The following is a 6,112-nucleotide window of genomic DNA, read 5'->3' as shown; positions in this document are numbered from 1 at the left end:
TTCTTTCCGCGGTTCAGATCTGTCTCATGAAGCCCGTGCTTCAGTCTCGTTGATCCGTTGAGTGCGGGACGGGCGAGCCAACGAGGGGGTGCCCTCGAAGGCTCAGGAAGGGACGGATGTGGAGCTGGCCTTTGTGGAGTCCGAACTGCTGGAGCGGTTCCTGGACAGCGACGTGATCTCTGCAGCGGACGTTCTCGAGTTGCTGAAGCGACGAGGAGTGCTCGACGGCACGCCGGTGTTCCTCGACGAGAACACGATGATGCCGGTGCTACTCCCGTGTGAGTGGGGCAGGAGCCTGTCGACGTCGTTGTTGGATACGACCACGCTGAAGGACTACGGCAGGATCGTCGGTCGGCTGGATGGTCATCTGACCAGGTCGGGCGGCGATCTGATGTCGGCCGTCGAGTCCGACATCGTGTCGTATCGCGATCACCGCTGCCGGTGGCAGAAGAAGCCGATCGGCCCGTCGGCTTGGGGCAAGGAGTCGTTCGTCCTGGACGACTTCTACGGCTTTCTCGTCGACCTCGGGGCCTTGCAGCACAGGCCGGTCCGACTGGCGGCTCGAGGACGCAACGCGTTGGCACCGCGGGTCCGGGCGGGCATGGACATCCGGCACCTGACGCTCGAGCAGTACCGGTACTTCCGGGATGTAGGGCTGGGCGGGCAGCTCCCCGGCGCCCAGGTGGATTGCAGGTTCCGTGGGTGGTCGCCGCTTCGCGGCCGGGCGGGTTCCGACATGGCACTGGGGTCAGGGATGCGGTGGCGAGAGTGGGCGCCGGTGCTACTTCCTGAGGTGGGACTCTGGCCCGGGATGCCTGGCGGGGCAGCAGAGTTCACGGTCCAAGCATGCGCGAAGTACGGCAAGCCGCGCGGCGTCTACGTCCCCGAGGATGCCGTCGCATCGGCGGATCTGTTCTGCATGCTGGAGCGACCGGACATCGTCCGCACAGCGGCCCGGGGCCTTGAGCGTCGGGCACGCGACTTGTTCCTGGTGGTTGAGGTCGACGTGGCTGGCGGTCGGATCCGAGGTGTTCTGGACGGTGTCGTCCGCGAGTATCAAATGTCGGCGATGCCCGCCAAGCTGCGGCGGATCACGGTGTTTGAGGGTGAGTACGGGCTCGAGGCTTTGACCTTGTTCGTCTGCCGCGGTGGGCTGATGCCGGGGGCAGACGCCTGGAAGAGCTGCCGGCACCGCGCCTGGACCCGCATGCAGCAGTTGGCTGGGCCGACGACACCGCGCCTGCCGGCTCGGCGCTGGCGATGGCACGACCTGCGCCACACATTCGCCCTGCAGCTGCTGGCCTACCTCGAAAACGTCATGGACGGCAAGGAGCCGGACCTTGAGGCACGCCGCCGACGCCACCGCTCCTATCTGACCGGTCACATTCGGCACAACCCGCTCCTGATTGTCAGTCGCAGGCTCGGGCACGCAAGCCCAGAGACGACTTACCAGTACCTTCAGTACACCGACGATCTGATCGACGAGTTCGAGGTCGCGTTCGCCAGTTGGGTGGGCGATGACGAAGCGACCTACGCCGAGATCGCCTCGCACGCGCTGTCCGACACGAAGGGCGGCCACTGATGCCGAGGGTGCGCAAGTCCGGGCGGAAGCGATCGGAGCGTGAGCGGTTTCTGGCCGCTTTGGCGAATCCGGTGCCCGCTGGCGGCGTCGGCCCCCGAGTCGTCGCGGGCAAGGGCTACCTCTACGCCGTGGATCCGGCGGAATACCGCTGTTCACAGCTCGCTGCCCAGTTGGCCGACGAGTGGGTCGAGTATGTGGCGGCCACGGGCCTGACGACCCACGGCAAGGTCTATGTGACGGGCATTGATCGCTTCTGCCGGTACGTGGACAAGCGCCTCGGTTCCGCAGCGGCAAGTGCGTCTCTCGTTGCCGCCGGCCTCTTCGACACGCTGATGGGCTGGGAGTTGACCCTGCCCGAGGACTACGTCGAGGGGTCGTGCAGACCGCGGCTCCTGGCGGGTGCAGTGCGTCTCCTGATCATCCGTCGAGACGACCACTCCGAACGCCCCGTCGATGGGAATTTGGCCCGTCTGGCGCGAGGACCCGCGTTCATCGACTGGGGCGAGACCACAGAGCGGGACGAGTTCAAACGCCAGGAGAAGCGGGCCCTGGTCCGCGCCGCCTGGCGGAGTGCTCATGACACCCGCCGGCGCCTGCAGGAAGGCTGGCAGCTGGCCGAGCAGGGACAACACCCCGAGATTGGCAGCTGGACGAGCGTTCCCGACCTGCTCTGGGGTCTGGCCCACGATGAGATCACACCGGACGACATCCGCGTGAACGTGCCGCCGATCTGGCAATGGCGACCGGAACTATGCGACTTCGCCGCTGGAGACGCGCGCTTCGTCCCCTCACTCGCGCGGCTTCAGCTCTGCCGAGCACTGTTCCGCCAGCTCTATCCGTTCACCCGGGAACTGCACGCTTTCCGCGTGTTGCTCATGGATGCCACCGGCTATGCCTCGGAAGAGGTCACCGGGTTCGGCGAGTCCGAGGTGGAATTCCTCCCCAAGGGCGTCCGTCTGACCCTGCTCAAGAACCGGGCCGGGCTGCTACGGCACCGGGCTTTCCGCGACCGGACGGCCTCCGCAGCGGGCGTGACGGATCAGACCGACGAGCAGCTCACCGTGAACTGGCCACGCCGCGAGGCCAGCGAGGTGGTCCGGCAGCTTCTGGACGTCACCGCACGGGCCCGCGCCAAGGCCCCACACGTGACCGACACGCTCTTCGTCAGCGGGGCCATCCGCAACAGCTTCGATCCCTTCTTTGGTGCGTGGGCCCCCGATGCTCGAGGCGGCTCGTTCGGTGAGTGGCTGGACGTGATGGGCGTCCAGGTCAAGGGCGACCGCAACATCGGGCGCATGCGCAAGTCCGTCAAGGTCGAGAAAGCCATCGTCACCGAAGGACGTGTCGGCGCCGCTGCTGATGACCACACCGAGGAGACGTTCGCCGGCCACTACGCCCAGGGCACCACGCTGCGGATCCTGTCCGGACGGACGATCGCCACGGCCCAGCAGCACTGGTTCGACAAGGCCCTGGCCCGTGTCGACGGACCGACCGACGTCAGGCCCGCCGGGACAACGGAGCTCGACCAGAATCAGCTGATGGACTCCGGTCTGTCTGCTGAACAGGCCGAGGCCATCATGAGCGGACAGCTTGACATGGGCGTTTCCCACTGCGAGAACCCCTACAAGTCCCCGTTCAGCCCGCCCGGTGAACTTTGCGCTGTCGCGCCACTGCGATGCCTGGAATGCCGCAACGCCTGGATCCTTCCCTCCAATCTGCCCCAGCTTCTGATCTTTCAAGATCACCTGAAGCGGTTGCGCACACGGCTTGCCCCGCCGGTCTTCTCCCGCCTCTGGGGACAGAGCTGGGTCAACCTGCAGGCAGCCCTCGGCGACCGCACGCCTGAAGAGATCGCCCAGGCCCGCAAGCACATCGACGCCGGAGACGCCGTCCTGGACCTGCCCCTGACTGCGAACACGGAGTTCGACGCATGACGCAGTCGGCACTGCTGCCTCAGCAGCGACGACCATCCCTTTTCCGCGATGACGAACCCGTAGTCCAAGGACGCGCCCTGCTGCCGGGAGCCTGCGTTCCCCTTTTCGGGGAGACACGCATCTGGGACTTCAACGGAGTCATCAAGCGCCCCGCCAATACGCCCCCGGGCGAATGGAAGGTCTGCTTCAGCGGCGAGCTGGAAGACCCTTACTGGAACCTCCTGGCGCGGGAGTTCTTGATGGTCGAATTCAACCGCCGGCATCTTTCGATCGTTAAAGCGGGCGTGGCCCTCGACGGGAAATCCGACCCCCGGACCTTGATCAAAATGGCCTCGAACTTGCGGACTCTAAGCCGCTGGGCAGGCGAGACAGGCCGCCCCCCATACCCGGACGCCTGGACGATCGAGGATCTGCGCCAACGCATCGCGGCCTTGGCCTCCGGCGGCGCCGCTGCCGAGACCGTCCGGAACCACGTCGGGACTCTGAAGAACCTGGCCTTGGTCGAACCCGTCCTGAGCCTGCCCTGGCCTGCCGGGGACCCGTGGCCGGGCCAGAGCTCACGCGCGGTCGCCGACGTCCGAGGAAGAAGGAAGCTCTCCACCCCTACTGTTCCGCCGACGACGTGGTTCCCGTTGATCCGCGCGGCCTGGGCCTACATCCACCAGTTCGCACCAGACGTGCTCGGTGCTGCCCGACGATTGCGCGAACTCCAAGCGGCCGCGCAAGCGGCCCGACAGGGCCTCGATCTGCGGCTTGCCCAGTGGCTTGCCGACCCCCGAAATCTGGTTCCCATTCACACCCCGTCAACCAAATACCCGGGGACGAAGGTGAATTGGAAGGTTCTGGCCCTCGTTCTCGGCTACGAATCCGTGCACAGCAAAGGCTTTACCGATCGATCCAAGATCTGTCACACACGACGCATGATGGTCCTGGACGCGGTGGCTGAGGGGCGGACGACAACGAACGCCTTGACCGGAGAGCTGGTACAGGTCGTCCGCGAGGACGGAAGCACCGGCCCCTGGCACCCCGGAATCGATCCTGACGCGCTCTACGTCCTGAAGGTCGCTCTCCGCAATGCGGCATTCATCCTGGTTGTCGGCCTTTCCATGATGCGCGACTCAGAGATCTACGAGATCATGCGCGGAGCTGTGGTTGAGCACTACAGCACCCCCGCCATCTCGTCGACGAAGATCAAGGGAACCGCCAACCGGCCCGGGAAGCACTGGTGGATCGCGGATCCCCTCGTCGAGGCCATCGCGGTTGCGGAAGAGCTCTCCCTCCACCCTGAACGCGTCTTCGCACCTGCCCATGCCCCCCGGCAGGACGACGGAGTGGTCGACAGCGTCCGTTTGCTCACCGCATTCGTGAAGTGCTCCAATGCCGGCCGGGCCTGGTCGGGCCTCGACGAGATCCCCACCACCTACATCCGGCCTCACATGTTCCGCCGCACCATGGCCATGCTCACCGATCAGTTCCCCGGCTCCGAGATCGCCACCGGCATCCAGCTCAAGCATGTCGCTGCCCGAGCCCTGGCCAACGCCACCACCCGCGCTTACGCGGCCTCCGACGCCGACTGGGTCAAATACCTCACCGATGCCCTGGACAACGCCAAATTCCGCAAGATCAAAGACCTCTACCAGCGCCACACCGCAGGCGAGGACATTGGATTCGGCCCCGGCGCCGAACGCGTCAAGGACGCATTCGACCAGATCACCGCCACCGTCAAGGCCCGCAACGGCGATGCCCGCACCGCCGATACCCTCCTGCACACCACTCGGATCCACATCCGCTTCGGCATGCTCAACAACTGCACCGCCGATCACACCAACCCCGTCGGCGCCGTTTGTCTCGAGAACGCGATCGTCCCCGAAGGACACATCGGCCCGCTCGACGAACGCTGCCGGCCGGACCGATGCGCGAACAGCATGATCGGCCCCGAGCACCTGCCGATCTACAACTCCCACCAGCGCAAACAGCTCGAAATCATCAATAACCCCGCTGTTCCCCGGTGTCGCCGTGACCTCGCTGAACGCGAACTGGACATCACGCGCAACGTGCTCAAGATGGCAGGCGCCCAGTGACCGACCGCGCCGAAGCCCTCGAAGACCGGGTCAGCCCCCAAACTGCCGCCGCGCTGCGGGCCGCGATGACCCGCCTATTCGAAGGGCGCCCGCAACGAACCGACGGCCGTCTGACAAAAGAGAACCTCTACAAAGAAGCCCAGGTCAGCCGCGCGACCATGAACCGCGCTCACGCAGTCCTGGCCGAATGGGACGCCCACGTCGCAGTCCACGGCAAGACAACCCCCGGCGAAGCACAGCGCGACGCCACCATCGCCGACCTCAAGCGACGTCTGGCCAAGAAAACCCGTGACTGCACCCTCTTGGAGAAGAAGCTCAAGGCCGCCATCACGGCCATCGCCGCTCTCCACCACGACAACCAAGCCCTTCGGCAGCAGCTTGACCGGCAGGTCTCAACCGCCATCACGCCCATCCGCCCCCGCGGCCCCCGCCAGCGCCGCTAACACCCTGCTCAAGGACACAGATTGCTTCACACGACATGTCTCATGAGACACACTCAGCGCGAAGATCACTTC

General features: G+C 65.7%; 4 protein-coding genes. All 4 read left to right on the top strand.

Features of this window, described 5'->3' with window-relative positions; all coding sequences use genetic code 11:
• Window positions 1-118 precede the first annotated feature (118 nt).
• The 4 genes from ABD361_RS30185 to ABD361_RS30170 are packed head-to-tail and all read left to right on the top strand — an operon-like array spanning window position 119 to window position 6,040.
• Complete coding sequence (locus ABD361_RS30185) at window positions 119-1,582, top strand: hypothetical protein (protein ID WP_344440156.1); 1,464 nt, start codon at window positions 119-121, stop codon at window positions 1,580-1,582.
• Between the two features lie 8 nt (window positions 1,583-1,590).
• Window positions 1,591-3,516 (top strand): hypothetical protein, encoded by a 1,926-nt coding sequence (locus ABD361_RS30180; RefSeq protein WP_425583368.1) that lies wholly within the window; start codon window positions 1,591-1,593, stop codon window positions 3,514-3,516.
• Window positions 3,513-5,597, top strand: a complete 2,085-nt coding sequence (locus ABD361_RS30175; protein WP_344440152.1) for an integrase — start codon at window positions 3,513-3,515, stop codon at window positions 5,595-5,597. The genes ABD361_RS30180 and ABD361_RS30175 overlap by 4 nt, the downstream gene beginning before the upstream one ends.
• Complete coding sequence (locus tag ABD361_RS30170; protein WP_344440150.1) at window positions 5,594-6,040, top strand: hypothetical protein; 447 nt, start codon at window positions 5,594-5,596, stop codon at window positions 6,038-6,040. Before ABD361_RS30175 ends, ABD361_RS30170 begins: the two co-directional genes overlap by 4 nt.
• The last annotated feature ends 72 nt before the right edge of the window (window positions 6,041-6,112 follow it).

It is taken from the genome of Streptomyces luteosporeus (assembly GCF_039532865.1).
In the GTDB taxonomy this organism is placed as follows: Bacteria; Actinomycetota; Actinomycetes; order Streptomycetales; family Streptomycetaceae; genus Streptomyces; species Streptomyces luteosporeus.
Note: the sequence above shows the minus strand (reverse complement) of the source record. Positions and strands in the feature narration are given on the sequence as shown.

Excerpts from the sequence above, each read along its gene's own strand:
- ABD361_RS30175 (WP_344440152.1), top strand. The coding sequence starts at position 3,513 with ATGACGCAGTCGGCACTGCTGCCTCAGCAGCGACGACCATCCCTTTTC.